This window comes from Mesorhizobium sp. ISC11, assembly GCF_037162595.1.
In the GTDB taxonomy this organism is placed as follows: Bacteria; Pseudomonadota; Alphaproteobacteria; order Rhizobiales; family Rhizobiaceae; genus Mesorhizobium; species Mesorhizobium ciceri.
The window spans coordinates 1,937,290-1,961,116 of sequence record NZ_JAVSPW010000001.1 but is presented as its reverse complement, the minus strand read 5'-3'; the positions used below and the strand labels follow the sequence as shown (position 1 = coordinate 1,961,116).

The following is a 23,827-nucleotide window of genomic DNA, read 5'->3' as shown; positions in this document are numbered from 1 at the left end:
TCCGAAGGCATCGATAGTCTCGCAAGACCTGTTGCGGGCAGGTTCAACGCGTGCCGGACGTTAGAGCTGGCACAGGCGGACCATGGCCCGCCTGTTCAATTCCCGTCTTAGTGCAGGCGGCCGCTCGCATGCGCCAGCATGGTGTAGACCTTGCCGGTGTCCGACGTCAGGTAGGTCTGCGCCATGATGTTGTCGCGGTCGTTGCGCGAGACATCCTTGAGCAGCTTCTCGAAATCGTCGCAGTAGCGGTCGACGGCGGCGCGGAACTCGGCCTCGGCCTGATACTTGCGACGGATCTCGTCGAACGTCTGCTGACCCTTCAGCGTGTAGAGCCGCCTTGTGAACACGTCACGCTCGCCGCGCCGGTAACGGTTCCACAGCTCGATCGAAGCATCGTGGTCGATGGCCCGCGCGATATCGACGGAGAGCGAGTTCAGCGATTCGACGACATGCAGGGGCGAGCGCTGGGCAGGCGTAGCGCGGGGCGCTTCCGCAGCCGCTGGGGGAGCTGCCGACCTGAGGTCCTCATCGTTCGATGCCGCGGTCAGCAGATCGCGCACCCAGCCGCCCTGAGGCGTGCGGGCGTTGGCATCGCCGCGCGGACGCGGTGCCGCCTCGGTCGGACGGTCAAGGTCGAGCGTGCCGCGCAATGCAGGGCCGCCCAAGGGCGCCTGAGGCGTGCGCAGGTCCGGCTGCGGTGCCGGTGCTCGGCGCGGCGGCTCGGCAGCGCGTGCGGCCGGCGCTTGCGGCGCCGGACGCAGGTTGCGTGGTTCGGACCCTTCACCGCCGCGGCCGGACTTGGCCACGATGTCCGAAAGCTCCTTCAGGGCGTTGATCTGCTCGGAAACGGCGCGGCGGATGGCCGAAGTCGATTCCTTGGCCTCTTCCGGCATTTCGATGACGCCCTTCTTGAGCTCGGCGCGGGTCAGGTCGAGCTCGCTCTTGATCGAACCCGCTGTGCGCCGCATCTCCTCGGTCGCATCGGCAAAGCGCTTGGTTGCCGAGTCGACGACGCGGTGATGGCGTTGCGGATCTTGTCGGCCGACTCCATCGTCTTGCCTTCGGCGTTCTGCAGCGTCTGGCCGACGAGATTTTCGAACGAGCGCATGACCCTTTCGAGATCTTCCGACTTCTTGACCAGGCCGACGGCGAGGTCTTCGAGCGACGACTGCCGTTCGAGCGTGTGCTCGAGGTTGCTCTGGGCCGAGCTCAACAGGTCCGAAGCACTGGAGAGCAGGCGGCTGTGCTCGTCGAACTTGGTGGCAATCGACGCGACCTCGCGCAAGGTGGACGACGACAGTTCCGTCAGCCTAGTCGTGTTCGAATCAACCAGACGTGCCGAGCTGGCAAAGGTCTGCGCGGCCTTCTCGGTGGTGGCGGCGAAGCTTTGCGTGCTGCCGCTCAGGCGTTCATCGACCTGGCCGAGATTGACCGCGGCCTGCTCGATCAGCTGACCGAGCTGCGAGCTGGACTTGGTCATCCGGCCGATGAGGTCGGCGACGCTGTCGGACAGCGACGAGCGGGCGCCCTCGACCGCCGACAAGGTTTCGGCGGTGCGGTTGGCGAGCGCGTCGACAAGTGCGGCATTCTCGCTGCGCAGCTTCTCGGTGGCGCGTTCGGTGACCTCTTCCATGCTCTTTTGCAGGTCCGAGCCGCCCTGGGCGAAGCGCTCGACCAAAGGCCGTGCGGTTTCGTCGAGGATCTTCGACATTTCGGCCGAACGCGCCGCGAGCATGGTGTTGAGTTCGCGGGTGTTGGCGCCGATCGTCTTGGCGGCATCGTTGGTGCTCTGGCCGATATGCTGGCCAACCGCGGTGAAGGTCTCGGCGATCACATTGGCGCGCGAGACGAGTTGCGCCTCGGCGTTCGACACCTGCTCGTTGAGCTTCTGGCCCATCGTCTCGGCCGTAAAGGCGAGGCGGTTCTCGACGCCCGAGACCTGCTCTTCGACACGGGCTGCCGCGGCCGCCGCGCTCGAGGCGAGACGCTCGTCGGCGCCGGCAAGCGCCTGCTCGATTTCGCGGGCATGCACGGCCATTTCCTGGCCGGTCCGCCTTGCGCGTTCGGCAACCCGTTGCTCGGTATCGGCAAAGGCGCCGACGATCGTCTCGGCATGCTCGCCGATCGTGGTGGTGCTGCTGGCGATGCGCGACACCAGACGCTGATCCGCGTCGTCGAAGATACGGCCGATTTCCGAGGCGCGGCTCGACAGCGCTTCCGAACCCTCGGCGATGCGCGAGACGAGCTGCTGGTCGGCGGCATCGAAGATGCGGCCAAGGTCCGATGCGCGTGCGGCAAGCGCTTCGGCCGATTCGCCGATCCGCATGCCGAGCCGCTGGTCGGCGCCTTCGAAGTTGCGCAGGATGTCGCCGGCGCGCGCGGCCAGCGACTGGGCCGTTTCGATGGCGCGGGCGACCAGCTTCTGGTCGGCGGCATCGAACGTGCCTGCAATTTCGCTTGCACGAGCTGCCAGATGGTCGGCGGTGTCCTGAGCCCGGGCGGTCAGCTGATCTGCGGTTTCCTGGGCGCGGGCGGCAAGCTTCTGGTCTGCCGCTTCGAAGGTGCCGGCGATCTGATTTGCGCGAGCGGCCAGCTGATCGGCGGTTTCATGGGCACGGGCCAGCAGCGAGCTGGACGTGTCGTCCGCGCGGGCAAGCAAGGCGTTCGACGTATCTTCTGCACGGGCGTGCAGGCGACGGTCGGCCTCCTCGAAGGTGCGGGCGATGTCTTCGGCCCGCGCCAGCAGGGCGGCGGAGGTCTGCTCGGCGCGCTCGGCGATCTTCCGGTCGGCGTCGCTGAACGCGGCACCGGCCTGCTCGTGCAGGGTGCTGGTGACTTCCAGCACCTTTTCGCGCAGGGCGCCGGCGACAAACACGGCGCTCTTCTCGAGCACGGCGCGGACGTTGTCGACGCCTGTCGAGAGCGCACGTTCCATGGTGCCGGCGCGCTCCTCGATGATGCCGGTCTGGCGACTGAACGCCTGCTCGATCTTCTCGACATCGGCAGCGATCGCGTCGGAAATGCCGGTGCTTCTGGCAGCGATCTGGTCGATATGGCCCGACAGCGAGCGGTCAACGTCCTTGCGGGTCTCGGCGAGCTTGCCGAGATCGTCTTCCAGCGCGCGGGTCAACATATTGCGGCCTTCGGACAGCTTGCCGACATGTCCGGCGATGACGTCGTCGATGTCGCTGCGGCTTTCGGTCAGCTTCTGCAGGTCGGCTTCGAGGGCGCGTTTGAGAATGTCGCGGCCCTCGGCCAGCTTCTCGACCTGGCCGGCAACCAGACCGTCGATGCTGGAGCGGCTTTCGGCCAGCTTGGCGAGATCGGCTTCCAGCGCGCGCTTGAGAACATCGCGACCTTCGGCGAGTTTCTCGACCTGGCCGGCGACCAGACCGTCGATGCTTGAGCGGCTCTCGGCCAGTTTGGCAAGATCGTCCTCGAGCGCCTTGGACAGGGTCGAGCGCTCCTGGACAAGCCTTTCCGCGTGGCTGTTAACGAGGCCACCGACGTTTTCGAGGTCGGCTTCAAGCGCTTTCGACAGCGTCGAACGATCCTGGACGAGCCTTTCGGAATGGCTGTTGACCAAGCCATTGACGCTTTCGAGGTCAGCCTCGAGTGCCCGGGCGAACTGTGCCCGGTCATCGACCAGTTTCTGCGACTGGTCGGCAATGGTCCCCTTGATCGCGTTGAGGTCGGATTCCAGAGCGCGCCGCAGAATATCTCGGCCCTCGGACAACTTCTCGACCTGACCCGCAACCAGCCCGTCGATGCTGGAGCGGCTGTCGGCCAGCTTGGCGAGGTCGTCCTCAAGGGCCCTGGACAGGGCGGAGCGGTCTTGGACAAGCTTGTTCATGTGATCGGCGATGACGCTGTTCACATTCTGCAGGTCGGCTTCCAGGACCCGGGAAAGCTGACCGCGATCCTCGGCCAGCTTTTCCGACTGGCTTGAGATAACGCCCTTGATCGTGTTCAGGTCGGATTCCAGCGCGCGCTTGAGAATGTCGCGGCCTTCCGCCAGCTTCTCGACCTGACCGGCGACCAGACCGTCGATGCTCGAACGGCTTTCGGCCAGCTTGGCAAGGTCGGCTTCAAGGGTCTGCGACAGCAGGCTGCGGTCCTCGGCCAACCGTCCCGAATGGCTTTCGATCAGGCCGCGTATGCCGGACAGATCATTGTCGAGCGAATGGGAAAGCTGCGTGCGGTCTTCCGCCAGTTTGGCGGAATGGGTTTCGATGAGGCTCTTGATGCCGACGATGTCGTTTTCCAACGCCTTGGCGAGCACGGCGCGGCCTTCGGCGATTTTTTCCACCTGACCGGCGACCAGACCGTCGATGTCGGCGCGGCTGTCGGACAGTTTTCCGAGATCGGCTTCCAAAGCGCGCGACAGAATGTTGCGGCCCTCGGCGAGTTTTCCGACATGTCCGGCGACCATTTCATCAATGATCGTACGAGCTTGCACCAGCTTCCCGGAGTCTTCATTCAAGGCAATAGAGAGCCTGTTGCGACCTTCTTCCAGCCTTTCGAGATGGCTGCCGAGCGATGCATCGATGGCCGCCCGCGATTCATTGACCTTGCGCAGATCCTCTTCGAGAGCGCGCGAGATCAGGCTGCGGCCTTCGGCCAGCTTCTGCACCTGGTTGGTTACTGCCGCATCGATGCCGGCGCGGCCCTCGGCGAACTTCGCCAGGTCGGCCTCCATGGCCGCGGCCATGCGCTCGCGGCTTTCGGACAGTTTCCTGCTGTGGTTCTCAACAGCTTCCTCGATGCCGACGCGGGCGTCGGCGAGCCGCTGGATGTCACTGTCGAACGAACGCGACACGACGTGACGGGCGGCTTCCATGCGTCCGGCGAAGTCGCTGGCGCGGGCTTCGAGCATAGAGGAGGTCGAAGTGACGATGTCGGCCATGTCGGCGCCGATCTGGGTCTTGCCCTGATCGATCATCGCCGACAGCGTGTCCTTGCTCTCGGCGAAGGTGTGCGCGATTTCGCGGGCGCGCTCGACCAGCGTTTCATTGATCTGGCGGGCGCGGGCCTCGAGTGCCGCATTGAGCTTCTGCGTTCCGGTGTCGAGCGCCTCGGCGCGGGTCTGGAACTCGCTGATCAGCGCCTGGCCGCGTTCGGCGAGCGTCCGCTCGATGCCGTTGAGGCTGGCCTCGAATTCGGAATTGAGGGTGCGCGCGGCGCCGCCAAGCAGCGACACCATGCCGGTGGTGCGATCGTCGAGCAGATCGGTCAACGACCGCGTCAGTCCGTCCGTGGTGTCCGTCAGCTTGGCAATGCGGGTGTCGAGAAGGCTGGCGAAGGCCTCGCCCGAGGTCGACAGACGGTCGGTGATCGAATCGAGCCGGCCTTCGACGGAATCGAAGATCGACATCGAGCTTTCGTTGATGCGGTCGATCAGCGTGTCGCCGGAATTGGTGATCGTCATCGACAATTTGGTCGATGCATTGAGGATCGAGTCGCGAATGATGTCGGAAGCCGCGCCGATCTCGTCCTTCAGCGTCTCATGCGCGCCGGTAATCGAGGCGCGGACGCGCTCGGCATGGGTGACGACGGCTTCGCGCTCGCTGCCGAGGCCGTCGACCAGCGAACGGATGCGGGATTCATTCTCGGAATAGGAGCGTTCGATCTGGTTGACTTCGCTGTGGACAAGCGTTTCCAGTTCGACGGCGCGGGCAAGCGTGCGTTCGATGCCTTCGCCCATCGCCGCGACCTCGCGACGAACGGCCTGGCCGATCATCATGACGCGATCCTGGGCAAGGTTTTCCGGCTCGGTCAGGCGGAAGGCCACTTCGGTCATCGACTGTGCGGCGATGCGCATTTCCTGGGCGCGGCGAATCATGGCGGCGAAGGCCCAGAACAGGATGACAGGCACGATGGCCGCGACGGCGAGGCCGATCAGTTCCGGACGGGCGAGGAACTGGTCGAGCGTGCGGATTCTCCAAATGCTCGGTCCGAAAAGCAGATTGGCCAAACCACCGGCACCGGCGAACCAGGCGAGCGAAACGAAGGCGACGACCCAGTAAATGGTGTTCGAGGCACGCCTGTTGAGGCTGTGCAGGAGCGTCTTGTAATCCTTCTGGCGATCGTCATTGGCCGGCGCGAAACCTGCGGGCTGGGCGCCATTGCGCGGTTCCACGGGGCGCAATTCGGCAGGTTTGGCCTTGGGCGCGGGTTTCGCGGCCTGGTTTTGGTTGACCACCGGCTCCGGGTTCTGTTCCGGCTTATGATTGCGTCCCTCGCGCGCCAGCTCGTCGGCCGCCTGGGATATCTGCGCTTCAAGATCCTCCATCGAAGCCGCGATATCGAGGTCGCCGCTGCCGATCTCATTGCTGAGGTCGAGATCGAGTGCCTTTTCCAGTTCCCTGGCCACTTCGCTGTCGAGAGTTCTCGTCGTCGGTTTCTTTGCCATGCCTTCGCTACCCTGTACTAGCTGCCGCGGGCTTATAATTCTGTTTGTCTTGCCCCGCGCAGGAGGCTGAAAATGGACCCCTCGTATCGTAATGACACAGGGGGGTAAAGAAAACATGCATTCCGCGGGATACGTAAAACTTTAAATATAAGGTTAACGGAACTGTGATTTGGACGCCGCTTTGGCAACATTTTTCCGGGCCATTCATTAACCCGTTGTCCATTGGATTCGCCTAGGTTTTTGGGCGAGTCGAAGAAACGGAGTTCGAGTTCATGCGTGGCGAAAGCGGCATCGCCTTCTCAATGCCCGGGGGAGATGTATCCGGACCAAGACGGTCACGGCCGGTCGATTTGGCACACCTTGCCCGCCAGACGATGGGTGACCGCAGCCTTGAGCAAGAGGTTCTGGCGCTATTTGTACAGCAGGCGCTGTCCGTGCGCGACAGAATAGTCGACGCCGATATCAAGGACCGGCTTCTGCTCGCCCATGGATTAAAGGGTTCGGCACGGGGCGTGGGCGCCTTTGCCATCGCCGATTGCGCCACCGAGATCGAGCACCGGCCGGAAGACGGCCAGACGCTCAAGCGGCTTGGTACGCTGATCGACGAAGTGCGCGATTTCATCGCCGCCATCAACCGCTGAATCCGCGCCGAATCCGATTTGCGGAAAAACGTCATCGGGCGGCGCTTTCATGCGGCAGTTGACTTGTCAGCCGGAGTGATTATCTCGGCTGCAACTCCCTTCAGGTGACAAATGACCAAGCTGACTTTCATTGCCCATGACGGCACGCATTTCGACATGGACGCCGAGAACGGCTCTACGGTCATGGAGAACGCGATCCGCAACGCCGTGCCCGGGATCGAAGCCGAATGCGGCGGTGCCTGCGCCTGTGCCACCTGTCACGTCTATGTCGACGAAGCCTGGACGTCTGAAGTCGGCGAGCCGGAAGCGATGGAAGAGGACATGCTGGACTTCGCCTACGACGTCCAGCCCAATTCGCGCCTGTCATGCCAGATCAAGGTCCGCGATGCGCTTGACGGCTTGGTCGTGCGGGTGCCTGCCCGCCAGGGATAAGCGCAACCTTTTTGCCAACTGATTTTTCCCGCTGTGGCTTGGCAGCGGGGCGATGGTCATGCAGTGTCCTGCTGTTTCACCACAGCGCCGCGCGTCCTCTTGGACGCGCAAAGGACGCTGTAGCACTTTTATTTGCGCGTGATCCTTTCCGAAAATCGATCCGATTTTCGGGGTCATGCGCAGCGAGGCACAGGCATGACCGACATCACCAGGACAGACGTGCTTATTGTCGGGGCAGGGCCGGTCGGCCTGTTTGCCGTGTTCGAGCTCGGCCTGTTCGACATGAAGTGCCACCTGATCGACATTCTCGATCGGCCGGGCGGCCAATGCGCCGAACTCTATCCGGAAAAGCCGATCTACGACATTCCAGGCTGGCCTTCGATCTCGGCGCAGGGGCTGGTCGACAAATTGCTCGAGCAGATCGCGCCGTTCAAGCCCGATTTCAGCTACAACCGAATGGTTTCCAGCCTGGAAAAACTGGAGGACGGCAGTTTTCGCGTCACCACCGACGAAAACGAGGTGTTCGAGGCCAAGGTGGTGGTGATTGCCGCCGGCGGCGGCTCCTTCCAGCCCAAGCGTCCGCCGATCCCCGGCATAGAGCCCTATGAAGGCAAGAGCGTCTTCTATTCGGTGCGCCGGATGGAGGATTTTCGCGGCCACGACCTCGTCATTGTCGGCGGCGGCGACTCGGCGCTCGACTGGACGCTGAACCTGCAGCCGGTGGCAAAGAGCGTGACGCTGGTGCACCGGCGGCCTGAGTTCCGCGCCGCTCCCGACAGCGTCAACAAGATGTATGCCATGCAGGAGATGAAGCAGCTGGAGTTCCAGGTCGGGCAGGTGACCGGATTGACCGGTGCCGACGGCCAGCTGTCATCGGCCACCATCAAGGGACCTGACGGCGATGTCGAGGTGCCTTGCACGCGCATGCTGCCGTTCTTCGGCCTGACCATGAAGCTCGGACCGATCGCGGAGTGGGGTCTCAACCTTCACGAGAACCTCATTCCGGTCGATACCGAAAAATTCCAGACATCGGTGCCCGGCATCTTCGCGGTCGGCGACATCAACTGGTATCCGGGCAAGCTGAAGCTGATCCTGTCGGGTTTCCACGAAGTGGCGCTGATGGCGCAGGCCGCCAAGCGCATCATCAGCCCCGGCGAGCGCATCGTTTTCCAGTACACGACCTCATCGACCAGCCTGCAGAAGAAGCTCGGCGTCTCCGGCTGAACTTTACTCGGCCAGCATCGGCGCCGCATTGTCGGCGTAGCCGCGAAGCTCCTTTTCGGGCATCAGCGTCAGCGTGATCAGCCCCAGCAGCAATGTAGCGGCGGCGACGGCAAAGATCATCACGAACGGCTCGACCGTCGCGCTATGGCCAGCGATCCGCACGCCTTCACCGGCAAGCGGCAAGCCGTAGCCCAGAGCGACCGCGCCGAGCATGGCGACCCCAAGCGCACTGCCAAGCGAACGCAGGAATGTCAGCACGCCCGTCGCGACGCCGAGATGCACGCGATCGACGGCGTTCTGGACCGACACGGTGGTGACCGGAAACGTCGTTCCGGTTCCAAACCCGATGCAAATCGTCAAGACCTCGACCTCCAGCAGCGTTGCATATCCTGCGACGACGGCCAGCAGGCAGAGGCACAGCATGCTGAAGACGACGCCCACCATCGCAATGCGCTTGTAGTGGGTGAAATGCGGGATCATACGCCCGCTGAATGCCGCGCCGCCGACGGTCCCCAGCAGAAGCCCAAGCATCGCGATGCCCGACTCCGCTGCCGACAAGCCGAGCACCGCCTGAAGATAGACGGGCAGGTACACAGCCATGCCGACGCTTGCGGCCTGAAGCAGGAACATCGAAAGCGTGCCCGCCAGAACGATTGGATTGCCAAGCACTTCGAGTGAGATGAGCGGCTCGGCGGCGCGCATGAGCCGCAAGGCAAAAGCGCTCCAGAAAATCGCCGAACCGCAGAGAACGCCGATGACTTCAAGCGAAGTCCAGGGATAGGCGCTGCCGCCCCAGTTCAAGGCGAGCAGCAGCAGCGCCGTGGCAATTATCAGAAGCAGCGCGCCCAGGCCGTCGATGCGATGGCGCTTTGCGGCAATGGGCAGTTTCTTGAGCGGCTTGTTGATGATCGCCATCGCAAGAAAACCAAGCGGAATGTTGATCCAGAAGATCAGTGACCAGTGCAGGTGCTCTGCGAAAGTGCCGCCGAGCAACGGACCGGCAATGCTGGCGACAGCCCATGTGCCGGAGAACCAGGCGGCATAGCGTGCCCGCTCGCGCGGCGGCACGAGATCGCCGACGACGGTCTGCGTCAAAGCGAACAAGCCGCCGCCACCGGCGCCCTGGATCGCCCGCCCGACAACCAGCACAAACATGTTGGGAGCCATCGCACTGACCACCGATCCCGCCAAAAAGATCAGGATCGCGGCATAGACGGTCGGCCGGCGGCCGTAGACATCGGAAATCTTGCCGTAGAGCGGGGCCACGGCTGTAGCGGTCAGGAGATAACCGGTGACGATCCATGGCAGATAGTGTGCGTTTCCGAGCGCATGCCCGATGGTCGGCATGGCCGGCGCGACAATGGTCTGATCGAGTGCCGCCAACAGCATCGACAACAGCACGCCGCCGATGATGGCGTTCTTTTCGCGCTCTGTTATCGGCGTGCCGGTTTCCGCCATCGTTTTCTCATCGACAGCCTGGTCCATGATCGTTCATCCATAAGCTTGCGATTTGACCGGCGCTGTTCAGCCGCTCCGGCTTCATGACCGTTTGGATCGGATTGGTGTTTTAAGCTCGTCTGGCGAGCCTGATATGTCGTCCCATATAGGCCGGTTTCGACGGCGGCTCGAAAGTTTTTGGAATCTGGCACTACGCTTCGGTGAATTTGGCTTTCAGTTCGGGTGTGTTCAGGCCGGCGGCAGTCGTCCGTTGCCGATGCGCTCCATGCGGTAGCGCAGCAGCCGCAAGATGCGGCTTTCGAAATTGACGCTTTCGACGCGGTCGAACTGAAGCTGGGCGCGGTCGTGCCTGGCCAGAACAGCCGCGGTGATCGCGGCCGCCTTGGCCTTGGCGGCGTCGCAGTTCTTTTGCGGGTAGGTGGCTTTCAAGGCCTCTTCGAGTTCGCCGCCATGGTTCTTGGCGATTTCGACATGGCGCTCCTCATGGCGCTTGATGTCGGCCGACAGCGTATCCCAGAACAGCCTGACATCGGCATCGGCCTTGCGCGGCCGGCGCCACTCGGGAAGGATCACCTTCACCTTGACGGTCACCACCGCGTCGGCAATCCGGCAGGAACTCGGTGTCTGCGCATAGCTGATGCGGGTGGTGAACGCCATTTGCGTGGCGCCCGGGTGCCGCGTGCCGGTGCTTTTCACCTCCGGCCCGCGTTTGGAGAGTTGTGCCTCGATGTCATCGAGCGTGCTGCCGCCAATGGCGAAATAGCTGTACGTCTTGACGAGATTGGCCGCCGCCGCCGGGTGCGGCGTTATGGCGAGCAGCAGCGCGCAAGCCAAGGATTGTTTCACGCCCAAGGACTGTTTTTTCATGCCAAGCATGGATCGTTTCATCATGTTGCCTCTTCGACCACCTTGCTTTACGGCCGTTGCCGGCGCAATGAAATTGATCCGCCAGGGATCACACATGATTGATGAACTCCATGGTCGATGAGCAATGACGGCCAGGCGATGGCAGTTGGCGCATGGACGCCATCTCGACCTTGGCGGCAAGGCCGTGGTCGTCGGCATCCTCAATGTCACGCCCGACAGCTTTTCCGACGGCGGCCAGTTCGACGCCCCTGAAAAGGCGCTGGCCCAGGCGCGCCGCATGATCGGGGAAGGGGCACTGGTTGTCGATGTCGGGGGAGAATCGACGCGCCCAGGTGCTGCCGCGGTATCGGCCAGCCAGGAACAGGCCCGCATCCTGCCGGTGATCGAAGCGCTGGCGGGCGTGAACGAGGTGCTGATTTCGGTCGATACCTATCGCGCCGACACGGCGCGGCTGGCGGTCGCCGCCGGCGCGCATATCGTCAACGATGTCTGGGGTTTGCAGCGCGAGCCCGATATTGCTCGTGTCGCCGCCGATACCGGTGCCGGGCTTGTCATCATGCATACCGGGCGGGATCGCCAGAAGCTGCCGGACGCGATTGCCGATCAGTTGGCATTCCTGCGAAGGTCGCTGGAAATCGCCCGCCAGAACGGCATCGCCGATGATCACATCGTGCTCGATCCCGGTTTCGGATTCGCCAAGGAGACGGCGGAGGAGAATCTCGACCTGATGGCACGCTTTTCGGAATTGCATGCACTCGGCCTGCCGCTGATGGCCGGCACGTCGCGAAAACGCTTCATCGGCACGGTCACCGGCCGTGATGCCGCCGACAGAGGGGTCGGAACAGCGGCGACCAGCGTCATTTTGAGGCTCCAGGGCGCCGATCTGTTTCGCGTCCACGATGTCGCATTCAACGTGGACGCATTGGCGCTCGCCGATGCTATGCTGGCGCGTCAAACCGACCGGGCGAGAAACTGATCGATGTATGTCATCCGCATGAAGAACTGCGCTTTCTTTGCCCGGCACGGCGTGCTGGACGAGGAGGAACGGCTCGGCCAGCGCTTCTATGTCGATGCCGTTCTGACCGTTGATCCAGGCCGGGCGCTTGCCGAAGATTCGATCGAGGATACAGTCCACTACGGCGTTGCATTCAGCGTCATTGAAAAGATCATCACCGGGCAGCGCCGTTTTCTGATCGAGTCGCTGGCGCTCGAAGTGGCCCGTGCGCTGACGGCGCGTTTTCCGCAGATAAAGAAAGCCGAGATCACGGTGCGCAAGCCGAACGCACCAGTGCCCGGCGTGCTCGATTATGTCGAGGTGACCGTTGTCTGGCCCGAATAGTACCGTTTATCTCAGCCTTGGCGGCAATCTTGGCGATCCGGCGAAATCCATGAGCGCGGCGCTGCGCATGCTGGATGCCGACGCGGATACGCGTGTCACCGGCGTCTCCTCGCTTTATCGCACACCGCCCTGGGGCAAGCTCGATCAACCGGATTTTCTCAATGCGGCCGCCGAAATTTCCACCGTGCTTGCACCGCGTGCCCTGCTCGACCTCTGCCTCGATGCGGAGCGCAAGCTGAAGCGGGTGCGCGAGGAGCGGTGGGGGCCGCGGCTGATCGACATCGACATTCTGGTGTTCGGCGACCGCGTCATCCACGAGACCGGGCTGGAGGTGCCGCATCCGCGCATGCTGGAGCGCGCCTTCGTGCTGGCGCCGCTGGCCGAGATCGCGCCCGGCCTGGTTGTCAGCGGTCGCAGCATCACCGATCGCCTGGTCGCCGTCGATACCTCAGGCATCGAGCGATTGTCGTCCGGCCGGGATTGGTGGCTGGCCTAGGTGACACCGGCCTGCAAACGGCGCAGCGAGGCCTCTAACCCGAGAAGCCGCCACCATCCAGGAACGTCTGCTCCTGCGAGGTGGTTTCGCGGCCAAGCATCTTGTTTCGATGCGGAAAACGGCCGAATTGCTCAATGATATCACGATGTTCGACAGCATACTTCAGATAGGGCTCGGCCCTGGCCTGCGTCAGCTCGACCGAAATATCCTGGTCGGCCAGTAGCTCCGAATGCTCATAAGGCAGGTAGAGGAAAACGCGGAGTTCTTCCTCGAGTGCCAGGTCATGACCAGCCGCGATCGCCTTCTCTGCGAAATATCTGGCGAGCGGATCGGTCGCGTACATATGGCCGGTGCCGCGAAAGCAGTTCCGCGGAAACTGGTCGAGCAGGATCATCAGCGCCAGCGCGCCTTCGGTATGTTCCAGCCAGTCGTCGCATTCACGCCGCGCGGCGGCGTAGTGCAGGTCGAGAAAGCGGTCGCGGAACTCGGCATCGAATGCTTCGTTCTTCTCGAACCAGGCATCCTCGCCGGCATCGCGCCAGAATTTGGTGACCGACAGGGCTCTGCTGTCCAATTTCATACCTAATTCCTTGCTCCGTCGGCGGGTTCGGACTTGTGCAGCACACCCGCGGTCTCTTCGTTGAGTGCCTGACCAAGCCGGCGCGGGGTCGAGAGCGGTGTCGGAATCGGCGTGCCGATATTGCCTCTCAGGAAGCGCTGTCCGGCGCGAATGCCTTCGGCGAGCTGGGTTTCGAAGCGGTCGGTGTCGCGGCGCCTGACATCTTCGATCGTTTCAGCCACGTCTTCGGGATCGACGCCCAGAGATTCCAGGGCCGAGCCGCCGAAAACAAGTGCGGATTCGAAGGTTTCGCGAAGTTGGTAGTCGACGCCGGCACGTATGAGCTGCAGCGCCGTTCCACGGTCGAATGCGCGGGCCAGCACGGTGAGCAGTGGGAATTCGGCCTTGATCAGCTGGGCGATGCGAACAGCCACATCGGCCTTGTCGACGCAGATCAGCACGGCGCGCGCCCGGCCGGCACCGGCGGCATGCAGGATGTCCAGCCGCGTGCCGTCGCCATAGTAGACCTTGAAGCCGAAATCGGCCGCCGCCTGGATCATTTCGACGTCATTGTCGATGATCGAGACGTCGATGCCGCGCAGCAACAGCGGCTGGCTGGCGATCTGGCCGAAGCGGCCGAAGCCGATGATCAGCACGCTGCCGGTCAGGCCATCGGCGACGTCGACGCCGTCGAGCGACTGCTCGTCGCGCGGCGTCAGATAGCGCAAGGCGATGATGGCCAGCGGCGTCAGCACCATGGAGATGATGACGATCGCCGTCAGCGTCGCATTGGCGTTGCCGTCGATGATGCCGACCGCCGCGGCCGCCGAATAAAGGACAAAGGCGAACTCACCGCCTTGCGCCATGAAGACCGCGCGCTCAAGCGCCTCGCGGTGGCTGGTTTTCAGGATGCGGGCGACGATGTAGATGCCGAATGCCTTCATCACCATGTAGGCGACGACATAGATGGCAATCAGCCGCCAGTTCGCCGCGACCACATGCAGGTCGAGCGACATGCCCACCGCGAGAAAGAACAGACCGAGCAGGATGCCGCGGAACGGTTCGATATCGGCTTCAAGCTGATGGCGGAAGGTCGATTCGGACAAAAGCACACCGGCCAGGAAGGCGCCCATCGCCATCGACAGGCCGCTGAGCTGCATGGCGAGCGCGGATCCGAGAACGACCAGAAGTGCCGCCGCCGTCATCACCTCGCGGGCACGGGCATCCGCCAGGATGCGGAAGAACGGATTGAGCAGATAACGGCCGGCCACAACCAGGCCGACGATCGCGGCGAGGCCGATGCCGACCTCGGTCAGCCGCTCCGATAGGCTGGTGTCGGCACCGCCGGGCGCCAGAAACGCGATCAGGGCCAGCAGCGGCACGATGGCAAGATCCTCGAGCAGCAGGACCGATACGATGCGCTGGCCTTTCGGCGCGGCGATTTCGCCGCGTTCCTCGAGAAGCTGCATGACGATCGCTGTCGAGGTCAGCACGAAGCCGGCGCCGGCGACGAAGGATTGCGCGATTGGAAAACCTCCAGCCATGCCGACCCCGGTCAGCAGGAGCGCGCAGACGCCGACCTGCAACGCACCGAGGCCAAAGATCTCGCGGCGCAGGCCCCAGAGCCGCGATGGCTGCATTTCCAGCCCGATGATGAACAGGAACATCACCACGCCGAGTTCGGCGACATGAAGAATGGCTTCCGATTCGGAAAAGACGCCGAGGCCGAACGGGCCGATCACCACGCCGGCAGCCAGATAGCCGAGGATCGAGCCGAGGCCCATGCGCTTGAAGATGGGAACGGCGACGACACCGGCAGCAAGCAGCGCCACCACCTGAACCAGATCACTGCCCGATGCTTCCGCCGCCATGCCTCTTGTCCCTGTGTCTTGCAGCACTCCTTGCATGCAGTTGGAGCGGGAGGCAAGGCGAGAAATCTGCCGGAAAGGGTAGGGTGCCGTTGCAGCGATTGACCTGGTGGAACAACGGTCCCCGCTTGCCTGCCGGACGTTCGGCATCTATATTGCGTATATGTTTGACCATTCGTCCCGGCCGTCCTCGCCGCCACATATCCCGATGGATGCGCTCAGCGAAGTTCTGCAAGACTTTCGCTTGAGTGGTGTCAACTATGGCCGCTGCGAACTCCGGCACCCATGGAGCATAGACTTTCCGCAACAACAGCTGCTTCGGTTTCACTTTGTCGGCCAGGGCCCATGCTGGATTCATACTGAATCGCAAGGTTGGCAGGAGCTGCGCGATGGCGATCTGGTGCTGCTGCCGCAAGGCATCGCCCATCGGCTGGCGAGCGCGCCGGACGTTGCAGGGGGCTCGCTCGAAGGTTGCCAGGTAATCAAGTTGGGGGGCAACGTCTGCGAAGTGGTACGGCAAGGAACGGGCGCGACGAGCACCCTTTTCTGCGGCTCCATGGCCTTGGACTCCTATGCGCTCAACCCATTGATCACGTTGATGCCGCCTGTCATCAAGGGTTGCGACGTGGCCGGCAATGACCCGGTCGTCGGTCCTTTGCTGGCGGCCATGACGGTGGAGGCCTCGCAGCCGCAGATGGGCAGCGCCACGATTCTGTCGCGTATGGCCGACTTGCTGACGGCCCGGCTCATACGCTGCTGGGTCAATTGCAACGGAGCCTCGACCACCGGTTGGCTCGCAGCCATCCGCGACCCCCATATAGGCCGCGCTTTGGCGGCCATGCACCGCGACCCCGGCCACAACTGGACGCTGGGAAGCCTGGCCGGCGTGGCAGGCCAATCGCGTTCGATTTTCGCCGAGCGTTTCAGTGCGGTATTGGGGGAGGGTGCCGCACACTATCTCGCCCGCCTGCGCATGCAGCTTGCCCGCGAATTGCTGGGCCAAAACGGCTTGTCGGTTGCCGAAGTCGCTACCCGTTTGGGCTATGATTCGGAGGCATCCTTCGCGCGCGCGTTCAAGCGCATCACCAATGTCTCGCCGGGCGTTGTGCGTCGCACAATTCCCGGACGAATGGATATGAATTTCGGATTCTAAGATACATATCATCCGAGCGGACTCGCCTATTTAAGACCTCCAAACTTTGGAGATCTTTCCGTGACTGACACAACATTACAGCTTGAAGACGCCGCGACTGGCCTTGATGCCGATGCACCAGCCGCGTGGAGCGCAGCCACCTGGTTCGCGGTCATTTCATTGGCGGCCACCAGCTTTGCCTTGGTGTCGGCCGAATTCCTGCCCGCAGGTCTGCTGACGCCAATGGCACGCGATCTCGGCATCAGCGAGGGGACGGCCGGACAGGTCGTCACCGCCACCGCTTCCGTCGGCGCCGTGACGGCCATGTTGAGCAATGTTCTCATCGGCCGCTTGAACCGCAAGGCGGTGCTGGTTGGTCTCAGTGCTCTTGCGGTCGGTTCCAATGTCCTGGCGGCGCTGGCGACCGATTTCTGGCTGTTGCTGTTGGGCCGGGCCGGGCTGGGAATCGCTCTCAGTGCTTTCTGGGCACTTTCGGTCGCCGTTGTGGCTAGGCTGGTTGGCGCCAGCGCGACAGGTCGGGGCATGGCGATCGTCACCCTGGGCGTCTCGCTCGCAACCATTGCCGCACCGTCGATGGGCGCGTTGATCAGTGACTGGATAGGGTGGCGCAGTGCCATGGCCATGACGGCGGGGCTGGCCGCGCTTGCCATGCTGCTGCAGTTTCTCAGCCTGCCGACCTTGCCCGCAACGGCAAGCAACAGCCTTGCAGATGTATTTCGGCTGACCCGGCGGCGCGGCATCCAACTCGGCATGCTGGCTATCCTTTTGCTGATGACGGGGCATTTTGCCGGCTCGGTCTATGTGCGTCCCTTCCTCGAACAGGTGACACTCCTTACAACCGGACCGATTGCCTTGGCTCTGCTCGGGTTTGGCGTCGCTGCCGTGATCGGTAATGTTGCCGGCGGCCGCATGGCCGACACCAACATCCACATGGCCCTCGCAGTCACCGCGGCGTTGATGGCGGTTGCGGCACTTACTTTGGTGCTTTGGGGCTCGCATATCGGCGTTGCCTTCGGCTTCGTTACGCTGTGGGGTTTCGCCTTTGGCATGGCGCCGGTGGTGCTGCCGACCAATATGTCGCGCGCGGCGCCTGATGCGCTGGAGGCAGCGGGCAGCCTGATGGTCACCTCTTTCCAAATTGCCATCACCATCGGCGCGGTTGTCGGCGGCTATGTCGTGGACACCTATGGCGCGACTGGGCCTTTGACTCTGACTGCTATCCTTGCCGCATCGACCGCCGTCTTGGCGCTGCTGCAGCCTCGCAGCTGAACTTTGCAGCCGCCGACACAGTAGCCTCAAATCCTGCCGCCAGCGATGTTGCAGGCGCGATACACAAGTTGAGGCCGGGAACACGTTGCATCTTGCCGCAATCGAAGGCTAAGGACGCTCGGCTTCGGCCATTGGAGGGTGATCGACGATCAAGTCGCGCCCTTTTTGAGGAGATGACTGACATGAAGAAGTTTTTGTTTGTTGCCGTCGGCCTGGCGGTGCTTGCCGGTTCGGCTTGCTCGAAGGCGCCTGAGTGCACGGCGGAGATCGCAACCAAGAAGGCGCAGGACATGGCTGCAGCACTTCAGGAGGCGATCACCAAGGACCCGGCCAAGGCGGCTGATCTGACCGCCAAGGTCCAGGCGGTGACAACCAAGTATCAGGGCACCACGACATTGGCCGACGCCTGCAAGGCCTATGACGAAGTGACGGCCGCGATCAAGGGCTGACACCCTGATTTGAGATCAAGGCCTAAGCTCTGATTCGATGGGCTCAAGTGAGAGGGCGGTGACCGTTGGGCCGCCGCCTTTTTCCTTGGGTTTTTCAGTTCGGCGCGATGGAGCCGACTTCGACTGCGTCGACGCGCTTCAGGCTCATGCCGATCACCGGCACCAATTGGTCGTTGACGCGCACGGCAATAGTCACCGTCATCGAATTATCGTCAGGGATGCGAGCCTGCATGACGCCGCGCAGCTGGTTGCGGTTGATGGTGAAGACCACCTTGCGGGGATCGACGACGTTGCCGCCGATGATGTCGAGGCCGGAACCGGTCGCGCCACCCATGAAGCTGCCCTTGTAGCCCTCGCGGCCCTTGCGCTCGATCTTGGCCGACATTGGCTGGGTGAACATACCGACCCGGCAGCCGCCGTCGAGCGACATGCCGACCTTGCCGTCGGGCGTCGAGCCGGTGAAGCTGCAGTTGAACTTGGTGCCCTTGTACTTGCCGGCGACGATTTCGCCGGGACCGATCCACTTGCCTTCAGCAGACTGGAAGAACTGCTTGTCCGGCTCCGCCGCAGAGGCCACTCCGGCAATGCCGACGACTGTCGTAATCACCGTTGCCAGGGGCAGGACGCTGGATAGAATTACGCTTTTCATCGACGACACCCGGCAACAAAGATGCTGTTTGGAACCGGCCTGACCATGAACAAGATTGGTTAATGCTTCGTCACCGCGGGGCCGCCGCAGAGCAGTCCGGTAACGATTCCGAATGCCCGGACACTCCAGCCCGGCTCACTTGCCGGAGGGGGTCGTTGCATCGTCTTTCCTGGTTGCGAACGATGTCAGCGCCGAGAGGAAGTCGCCCAATCCGGGACGTTTGGCGGCGCTGAAGGGCAGGGGTCGAGCCGTCTCCATCGCGGCGATGCCGATGCGCGCTGTCATCATGCCGTTGACGACGCCCTCGCCAAGCTTGGCCGAAAGGCGCGCGGCCAGGCCGTGGCCAACGATCTGCTGGACGAAACTGTCGCCGACCGCGATCGAACCGGTGACCGCCAGATGCGCCAGAACGCTGCGCGCCAGGCGGAAGAAACCCAGCGTTCCCGGCCGTCCGCCATAGAGTTCCGACAGGCGGCGAATGAGCCGCCCGGCCTCGAACACGACATAGGCAACATCGACCAGTGCGCGTGGACTGACCGCCGTCACCAGCGAAACGCGTTTGGCGGCTTCGAGAATCATCACTTTCGCCCTGGCATCGAGTGGTCCGAGAATTTCAGCCTCCGCCAGACGCACGAGATTGCCGCCGTCGATGATTTCGCCGCGCAATTCGGCCAGCGCGCGCCGGCCGGCCGCGGTCTCGGGTTTGGCCGAGACAAAGGCCGACAGTTCGTCGACGACCGATCGTGCCGCCTTGGGATCGTCGCGGGCGATCGCATCGAGCGCCCGCTTCTGCAGCTTTTCGACCTCGGCGAGGCGGGCGATCGCCAGGAATTCGCGAATCAGGATCACCACAAGCGCCAGCACGGCGATGGCGGCCATGCCGGCCGCCAGCCAGCCCAGCCACTCAGCGCGCGCAAAGAGGTCGCGTATGAGCTGGTCGGTCCACAGGCCGACCGCCAGCGAAACCAGCACGCCGAAGGCGCCGAAGAAGATGTTGCCGAGCAGCGAGCGTTTCCTGGGGGCGACGGCTGGTGGCGGCTCCGCGGCAATGATGTCGGGCTCGTCGAAGACATCGACTTCCGCCGGAATGACCATCGCGACATGGGTTTTCATCGCGCGGGGTTTGCGCTGGGTGTCGGCCTGGATGTTGCGCGGCTCAGGGGCCGCTTGTCTCGATGTGGCTTCCGGCTCGATGCGGAATGCTGCCGGCTTGCGGGGCGCGGTCATGCCAGATGATCTCCGATCAGGAACTGCAAGGCACGGTCGAGCCTGATATGCGGCAGCGACAGCGTGACGCCTTCGGCCGTGCGTTCGAGCTTTGGGGGACGGAAACGGACGAAGCGGATTGCCGGGTCCGCGGAGTCCTGCCTGTGATCGGCTCCCGAAACATCGAACACCGCGTCAATATTCTCCGGTAAGTCACCGGGAAATATGGCTGTTTCAGTTTTTCCATCGAAGGTTTCGCCGTTGATCTTCTCACCGGCTATCGGCGTGCCGATGATGACGGGAAGCGTCTCCCGGCCTTGCCTGACGGTGCCTTCGCGCGTCGCGCGCACCGCCGCCATGGCGACCACATCGACATCGGCGCCGGTGAAATTCGCCCGTGCCACGGCGCGGTCGGCAAGCCGCCGCACGATCGCCTGCAGCCGGTCATGGCTTTCGTGATGCAGATGGTCGGCTTTGGTCGCGGCAACCAGGATGCGGTCGATGCGCCGCGAGAACAGATCGGTGAGGAAGCTGCCCCGGCCGGGGCGAAAACAGCTGAGGATCTCGGTCACCGCGCGTTCCAGGTCGGCCATGGCGCCCGGGCCGGCGTTCAGCGCCTGCATAGCGTCGATCAGCACGATCTGGCGGTCGAGGCGGGTGATGTGTTCCCGGAAAAAGGGTTTGACGACATGCGTCTTGTAGGCCTCATAGCGCCTGTCCATCATGGCGTGCAGCGAGCCTGCGCGCGGACGGTTGTCGCCGATCGCGGCCAGTGGCGCGAAGGTCAGGGCCGGCGAGCCTTCGAGATCGCCCGGCATCAGGAAGCGGCCGGGCGGCAAGGTCGAAAGCGCCCGCTCGTCGAGCTTGCAGGCCTTCAGATAGGCGGCGAAACTCTCGGCCAGGCGGCGCGCCGTCATCTCGTCGGCATCGGCGTTCGGGTCGATCCCGGCCGATAGTGCCCGCCAGGCTTGCGACAAGTCCTCGCGCACCGGCAGAACGGCCATCTCAAAGGCTTCGTGGGAAAAATCGGCGAAGGATTTGCCGAGCAGCGGCAGATCGAGCAGCCATTCGCCGGGATAGTCGACGATATCGACGGACAATCTGCCCGAGGAAAACATGCGGCTCCAGCCGGAAGCCGATTCATATTCGATGGTCAGCCGCAGCTCCGAAATGGCGCGCGTCGAATCGGGCCAGACGCGGTCGTTGACCAAGGCTGCGATGTGGTCCTCGTACTGGAAACGCGGCACCGCGTCGTCCGGCTGCTGCTCGAGGAAGGCGCGCGCGATGCGCCCCGATTTCTGCGCCTCGAACAGCGGCAGGCGCCCGCCATGGATCAAATTGTGGACAAGGGCCGATATGAACACCGTTTTGCCGGCGCGGGACAATCCGGTCACGCCGAGGCGCAGCGATGGGGAAAAAAGCCCGGTGGCGCGGCCCGATAGCGTGTCGAGGGCAATCCTCGCCTCGTCGGTGAAGGTGGTCAGCGATGATGCCAAAATATGCTCTCTCGAACTTCGGTCCGTCCGATATAGGCGCTGCAACAAAGCTTTGAAATGGCTTCAGAGATCGGCCGGCGTCAGGAACGCTTCGAGATAGCCGGTGCCTTGGGCGGCGCTGGCAAGATCGCCGTCGAAGCGGACGACCGCCAGGCCCGCGGTCGGGAACCCATGGTTCAGCGTGGCCCGCGCAGTCTCGTCGCCGTCGCCCGAAACTGCCATGGCAAGGTCTTCCATCATCGGGTTGTGGCCAATGACCAGCAATGAGCCCGATCCGCCATTGTCCCTGATAAGGTTGAGGTAACCGGCCGCGTCGGCGCTGTAGAGCCCGTCGAAGAACAGGACCCGGCCGGTGTCGGTCTGGCCGGCCAGGCCTTCCAGCGTCTCTTTGGCGCGTTTGGCGTTGGAGCACAGCGTCCGGTCCGGAACATAGAGGCGGGAGCGCATGGCGGCGCCCATCATTTCGGCATCGGCGCGGCCGGACGCATCGAGCGGACGGTCGAAATCGCGCATGCCGGGCAATGCCCAGCCTGCCTTGGCATGTCGCAATAGATAAAGCCTGCTCACCCAACCTCCGAATGCCGAAGCCTTCCGGAATTAGCCACGAGAACGGCGTCGCGCACAATGGCCCGTGCTCTTCAAACACGGCGAATCAGGCAACGCTGGCTACTGCAAAAGGCGCTTGCATATCGGCCCTGGGGGCACCGCGATCAGGGAAAATATGCGTCACCGGATCCAAAGTGTCGCGGCGGAGTTTGTACCAAAGCGACCGTACGCGGCTGCAAAGACGCGTGCCCGGGTACTTTAACAATTGCGTGAAACAGCGGCCGATTGCGCTTGTGCAGGCGTCGGACGACGAATATATAGGCGCCAAATTTGGGGCAGTTTGGGTGAGTCGAATGAACGACATCGTTACCGCCGATTACGTACCCTCCGAAGACGAGCCGTTCATGAACGAGCGGCAGAAATCCTACTTCCGCTCAAAGCTCGTCACCTGGAAGAATGACATATTGCGCGAAGCGCGCGAAACACTTGAAATCCTGCAGCAAGAAAACGCCAACCATCCCGATCTGGCCGATCGCGCCTCTTCGGAAACCGACCGTGCCATCGAACTCAGGGCCCGCGACCGTCAGCGCAAGCTCATTGCAAAGATCGATTCCGCCCTGCAACGCATCGACGAAGGCACCTACGGCTATTGCGAAGAAACCGGCGAGCCGATCGCGCTGAAGCGGCTCGATGCACGTCCGATCGCGACATTGTCGATCGAAGCGCAGGAGCGGCATGAGCGCCGCGAAAAAGTCTATCGCGACGACTGAGGCTCACGGCCGGCTGTCTCGAACGAACTCGATTCTGAAAATGGCCGGTTTTCCGGCCATTTTCATTGGTGCGGCATCCACCGCTCAGGGCGCGCGAAGATCGAAAACCCTCGGCGCTTCGGACGAGGTGGTTCGGCAGCCGACCGGCGACGGTGTTTCGCGGGGATAGCGACCCGGCGGTCGCTCATTTCTTCTGGCTGGAGAGTTCACCGAGAAGCTTGGTCATCTCGTCGTCGAGCGACTGCGGCGCCGCCGGCTTGCCCACCTGGCCGCCCGAACGGGGCTGGTCCAGCGATACTTCAAGTTCTCTCATCAGCGTGTCGTCGATGCTGTCCTGCACCGGCTGCGGTGGTGGCGGGGCGTGCCGGGCGGTGTTGGCGTTGGCGGAGCCGTAGGCGGGCAACGGCGTGACATTGGTCGGCTGGTAGCTTTGCGTTGCCGGCTTCGGTGCAGGTGCCGGCGGCGCTGTCGGACGGGGGCGGGCGGGCGGCGTCGTATTCACCGGCTGTGGAGCGGGTGCCTGTCTCAGCGGCGGCGGAGCGGGTTGCGGCGGACGCGGCCTTGTCGGAGCGGCGGCCGGAACCGGCTGCAAGCCGCCATCTCCAGTCAATGCCGGCCGGCGCGGCGCCGAAAGCCGGATATCGCGCTCGACGACGACGTCGGTCGGACCGCCGATCAGAAGCAGATGTTCGATGTCGTCGCGGCGTATCAGCACCAACCTGCGATGGCTGTCGACGGCGGTGGCATCCATGACGGCCAGTCGCGTCTTGCGGTTCCGGCCGCCGGCGACGAACGTTCCGAATGTCAGGTTGCGCACCAGCTTGACGATGACGAGAACGATGACCAGCAGGACGAGCGCTGCAAACGTCCACAACAATGCTGCGGCATAACCGGGACCTGCCACGCTATCGAGCCATTGCATTGGTTTCCCCTGATCGCCCCTTGGAAGTGATAAGACACTAGACCGTTGCAGCGGGCCACCGCAAGTTGCGT

21 protein-coding genes are annotated in these 23,827 nt (G+C 63.2%); 10 read left to right on the top strand and 11 right to left on the bottom strand.

Going from position 1 to position 23,827, the window contains the following annotated elements; all coding sequences use genetic code 11:
• Nucleotides 1-107 precede the first annotated feature (107 nt).
• Together RPF88_RS33390 and RPF88_RS09800 are read right to left on the bottom strand one after the other, a co-directional pair.
• Nucleotides 108-968 carry a hypothetical protein gene (locus RPF88_RS33390; RefSeq protein WP_442921275.1) on the bottom strand — a complete coding sequence of 287 codons (861 nt, stop codon included), beginning with the start codon at nucleotides 966-968 and terminating at the stop codon, nucleotides 108-110.
• Nucleotides 926-6,412 carry a kinesin gene (locus RPF88_RS09800; RefSeq protein WP_442921274.1) on the bottom strand — a complete coding sequence of 1,829 codons (5,487 nt, stop codon included), beginning with the start codon at nucleotides 6,410-6,412 and terminating at the stop codon, nucleotides 926-928. Before RPF88_RS09800 ends, RPF88_RS33390 begins: the two co-directional genes overlap by 43 nt.
• A gap of 272 nt (nucleotides 6,413-6,684) precedes the next feature.
• Between RPF88_RS09800 and RPF88_RS09795 the strand changes: the two genes are divergently transcribed.
• The 3 genes from RPF88_RS09795 to RPF88_RS09785 all read left to right on the top strand — a co-directional run bounded on the left by RPF88_RS09795 (nucleotide 6,685) and on the right by RPF88_RS09785 (nucleotide 8,709).
• Nucleotides 6,685-7,053 carry an Hpt domain-containing protein gene (locus RPF88_RS09795; protein WP_023813039.1) on the top strand — a complete coding sequence of 123 codons (369 nt, stop codon included), beginning with the start codon at nucleotides 6,685-6,687 and terminating at the stop codon, nucleotides 7,051-7,053.
• Between the two features lie 111 nt (nucleotides 7,054-7,164).
• Entirely contained in the window at nucleotides 7,165-7,485 is a 321-nt protein-coding gene (locus RPF88_RS09790) for a 2Fe-2S iron-sulfur cluster-binding protein (protein WP_127366477.1), read from the top strand.
• A gap of 195 nt (nucleotides 7,486-7,680) precedes the next feature.
• Nucleotides 7,681-8,709, top strand: coding sequence for an NAD(P)/FAD-dependent oxidoreductase (locus RPF88_RS09785; RefSeq protein ID WP_013531877.1), 1,029 nt, complete (start codon nucleotides 7,681-7,683; stop codon nucleotides 8,707-8,709).
• Between the two features lie 3 nt (nucleotides 8,710-8,712).
• Here RPF88_RS09785 and RPF88_RS09780 read toward each other — a convergent pair whose 3' ends face one another.
• Nucleotides 8,713-10,194, bottom strand: a complete 1,482-nt coding sequence (locus RPF88_RS09780) for an MDR family MFS transporter (protein WP_013531876.1) — start codon at nucleotides 10,192-10,194, stop codon at nucleotides 8,713-8,715.
• 201 nt (nucleotides 10,195-10,395) lie between these two features.
• Nucleotides 10,396-11,055: a DUF922 domain-containing Zn-dependent protease gene (locus RPF88_RS09775; RefSeq protein WP_013531875.1), complete on the bottom strand. Its 660-nt coding sequence runs from the start codon at nucleotides 11,053-11,055 to the stop codon at nucleotides 10,396-10,398.
• 103 nt (nucleotides 11,056-11,158) lie between these two features.
• On the opposite strand from RPF88_RS09775, the gene folP reads away from it, so the two are divergent.
• From folP to folK, 3 genes are read left to right on the top strand one after another with little or no spacing between them, the layout of a single operon-like run.
• Nucleotides 11,159-12,010, top strand: coding sequence for a dihydropteroate synthase (gene folP / locus RPF88_RS09770; RefSeq protein ID WP_063167918.1), 852 nt, complete (start codon nucleotides 11,159-11,161; stop codon nucleotides 12,008-12,010).
• Between the two features lie 3 nt (nucleotides 12,011-12,013).
• Complete coding sequence (gene folB, locus RPF88_RS09765) at nucleotides 12,014-12,373, top strand: dihydroneopterin aldolase (RefSeq protein ID WP_013531873.1); 360 nt, start codon at nucleotides 12,014-12,016, stop codon at nucleotides 12,371-12,373.
• Nucleotides 12,357-12,869 carry a 2-amino-4-hydroxy-6-hydroxymethyldihydropteridine diphosphokinase gene (folK, locus tag RPF88_RS09760; RefSeq protein ID WP_013531872.1) on the top strand — a complete coding sequence of 171 codons (513 nt, stop codon included), beginning with the start codon at nucleotides 12,357-12,359 and terminating at the stop codon, nucleotides 12,867-12,869. The genes folB and folK overlap by 17 nt, the downstream gene beginning before the upstream one ends.
• 34 nt (nucleotides 12,870-12,903) lie before the next feature.
• On the opposite strand, the gene RPF88_RS09755 is transcribed toward folK, so the two are convergent.
• Nucleotides 12,904-13,449 (bottom strand): DUF924 family protein, encoded by a 546-nt coding sequence (locus tag RPF88_RS09755; RefSeq protein ID WP_337122272.1) that lies wholly within the window; start codon nucleotides 13,447-13,449, stop codon nucleotides 12,904-12,906.
• 2 nt (nucleotides 13,450-13,451) lie between these two features.
• A complete protein-coding gene (locus RPF88_RS09750) occupies nucleotides 13,452-15,299 on the bottom strand; it encodes a monovalent cation:proton antiporter-2 (CPA2) family protein (RefSeq protein WP_337122271.1) in 1,848 nt (615 codons plus the stop codon).
• 160 nt (nucleotides 15,300-15,459) lie between these two features.
• Between RPF88_RS09750 and RPF88_RS09745 the strand changes: the two genes are divergently transcribed.
• From RPF88_RS09745 to RPF88_RS09735, 3 genes are all read left to right on the top strand, one after another.
• Nucleotides 15,460-16,449: an AraC family transcriptional regulator gene (locus RPF88_RS09745; protein ID WP_063170228.1), complete on the top strand. Its 990-nt coding sequence runs from the start codon at nucleotides 15,460-15,462 to the stop codon at nucleotides 16,447-16,449.
• Nucleotides 16,450-16,509: 60 nt separating this feature from the next.
• A complete protein-coding gene (locus RPF88_RS09740; protein WP_063172065.1) occupies nucleotides 16,510-17,718 on the top strand; it encodes an MFS transporter in 1,209 nt (402 codons plus the stop codon).
• Nucleotides 17,719-17,900: 182 nt separating this feature from the next.
• Nucleotides 17,901-18,167, top strand: a complete 267-nt coding sequence (locus tag RPF88_RS09735; RefSeq protein ID WP_024503536.1) for a hypothetical protein — start codon at nucleotides 17,901-17,903, stop codon at nucleotides 18,165-18,167.
• Between the two features lie 94 nt (nucleotides 18,168-18,261).
• Here the strand turns inward: RPF88_RS09735 and RPF88_RS09730 are convergent, their stop codons facing one another.
• The 4 genes from RPF88_RS09730 to RPF88_RS09715 form a co-directional block, all read right to left on the bottom strand.
• Complete coding sequence (locus RPF88_RS09730) at nucleotides 18,262-18,816, bottom strand: hypothetical protein (RefSeq protein ID WP_063172067.1); 555 nt, start codon at nucleotides 18,814-18,816, stop codon at nucleotides 18,262-18,264.
• Between the two features lie 135 nt (nucleotides 18,817-18,951).
• On the bottom strand, nucleotides 18,952-20,043 hold the full coding sequence (locus RPF88_RS09725; protein WP_337122269.1) for a YcjF family protein: 1,092 nt from the start codon (nucleotides 20,041-20,043) through the stop codon (nucleotides 18,952-18,954).
• Nucleotides 20,040-21,518 (bottom strand): YcjX family protein, encoded by a 1,479-nt coding sequence (locus tag RPF88_RS09720; protein WP_063167922.1) that lies wholly within the window; start codon nucleotides 21,516-21,518, stop codon nucleotides 20,040-20,042. The genes RPF88_RS09725 and RPF88_RS09720 overlap by 4 nt, the downstream gene beginning before the upstream one ends.
• A 63-nt stretch (nucleotides 21,519-21,581) precedes the next feature.
• The gene (locus RPF88_RS09715; protein WP_337122268.1) at nucleotides 21,582-22,085 is read right to left on the bottom strand and encodes a SixA phosphatase family protein; all 504 of its coding nucleotides are present in this window, start codon (nucleotides 22,083-22,085) and stop codon (nucleotides 21,582-21,584) included.
• 332 nt (nucleotides 22,086-22,417) lie between these two features.
• Between RPF88_RS09715 and dksA the strand changes: the two genes are divergently transcribed.
• A complete protein-coding gene (gene dksA, locus RPF88_RS09710; RefSeq protein ID WP_013531862.1) occupies nucleotides 22,418-22,834 on the top strand; it encodes an RNA polymerase-binding protein DksA in 417 nt (138 codons plus the stop codon).
• A gap of 184 nt (nucleotides 22,835-23,018) precedes the next feature.
• Here dksA and RPF88_RS09705 read toward each other — a convergent pair whose 3' ends face one another.
• Nucleotides 23,019-23,756 carry a flagellar biosynthetic protein FliO gene (locus RPF88_RS09705; RefSeq protein WP_024503531.1) on the bottom strand — a complete coding sequence of 246 codons (738 nt, stop codon included), beginning with the start codon at nucleotides 23,754-23,756 and terminating at the stop codon, nucleotides 23,019-23,021.
• Nucleotides 23,757-23,827 lie beyond the last annotated feature (71 nt).

Coding starts and splice junctions, on each gene's coding strand:
- RPF88_RS33390 (WP_442921275.1), bottom strand. CDS start 968: ATGCGGCGCACAGCGGGTTCGATCAAGAGCGAGCTCGACCTGACCCGC.
- RPF88_RS09800 (WP_442921274.1), bottom strand. CDS start 6,412: ATGGCAAAGAAACCGACGACGAGAACTCTCGACAGCGAAGTGGCCAGG.
- RPF88_RS09795 (WP_023813039.1), top strand. CDS start 6,685: ATGCGTGGCGAAAGCGGCATCGCCTTCTCAATGCCCGGGGGAGATGTA.
- RPF88_RS09790 (WP_127366477.1), top strand. CDS start 7,165: ATGACCAAGCTGACTTTCATTGCCCATGACGGCACGCATTTCGACATG.
- RPF88_RS09785 (WP_013531877.1), top strand. CDS start 7,681: ATGACCGACATCACCAGGACAGACGTGCTTATTGTCGGGGCAGGGCCG.
- RPF88_RS09780 (WP_013531876.1), bottom strand. CDS start 10,194: ATGGACCAGGCTGTCGATGAGAAAACGATGGCGGAAACCGGCACGCCG.
- RPF88_RS09775 (WP_013531875.1), bottom strand. CDS start 11,055: ATGAAACGATCCATGCTTGGCATGAAAAAACAGTCCTTGGGCGTGAAA.
- folP (WP_063167918.1), top strand. CDS start 11,159: ATGACGGCCAGGCGATGGCAGTTGGCGCATGGACGCCATCTCGACCTT.
- folB (WP_013531873.1), top strand. CDS start 12,014: ATGTATGTCATCCGCATGAAGAACTGCGCTTTCTTTGCCCGGCACGGC.
- RPF88_RS09755 (WP_337122272.1), bottom strand. CDS start 13,449: ATGAAATTGGACAGCAGAGCCCTGTCGGTCACCAAATTCTGGCGCGAT.
- RPF88_RS09750 (WP_337122271.1), bottom strand. CDS start 15,299: ATGGCGGCGGAAGCATCGGGCAGTGATCTGGTTCAGGTGGTGGCGCTG.
- RPF88_RS09745 (WP_063170228.1), top strand. CDS start 15,460: ATGTTTGACCATTCGTCCCGGCCGTCCTCGCCGCCACATATCCCGATG.
- RPF88_RS09735 (WP_024503536.1), top strand. CDS start 17,901: ATGAAGAAGTTTTTGTTTGTTGCCGTCGGCCTGGCGGTGCTTGCCGGT.
- RPF88_RS09730 (WP_063172067.1), bottom strand. CDS start 18,816: ATGAAAAGCGTAATTCTATCCAGCGTCCTGCCCCTGGCAACGGTGATT.
- RPF88_RS09725 (WP_337122269.1), bottom strand. CDS start 20,043: ATGACCGCGCCCCGCAAGCCGGCAGCATTCCGCATCGAGCCGGAAGCC.
- dksA (WP_013531862.1), top strand. CDS start 22,418: ATGAACGACATCGTTACCGCCGATTACGTACCCTCCGAAGACGAGCCG.
- RPF88_RS09705 (WP_024503531.1), bottom strand. CDS start 23,756: ATGCAATGGCTCGATAGCGTGGCAGGTCCCGGTTATGCCGCAGCATTG.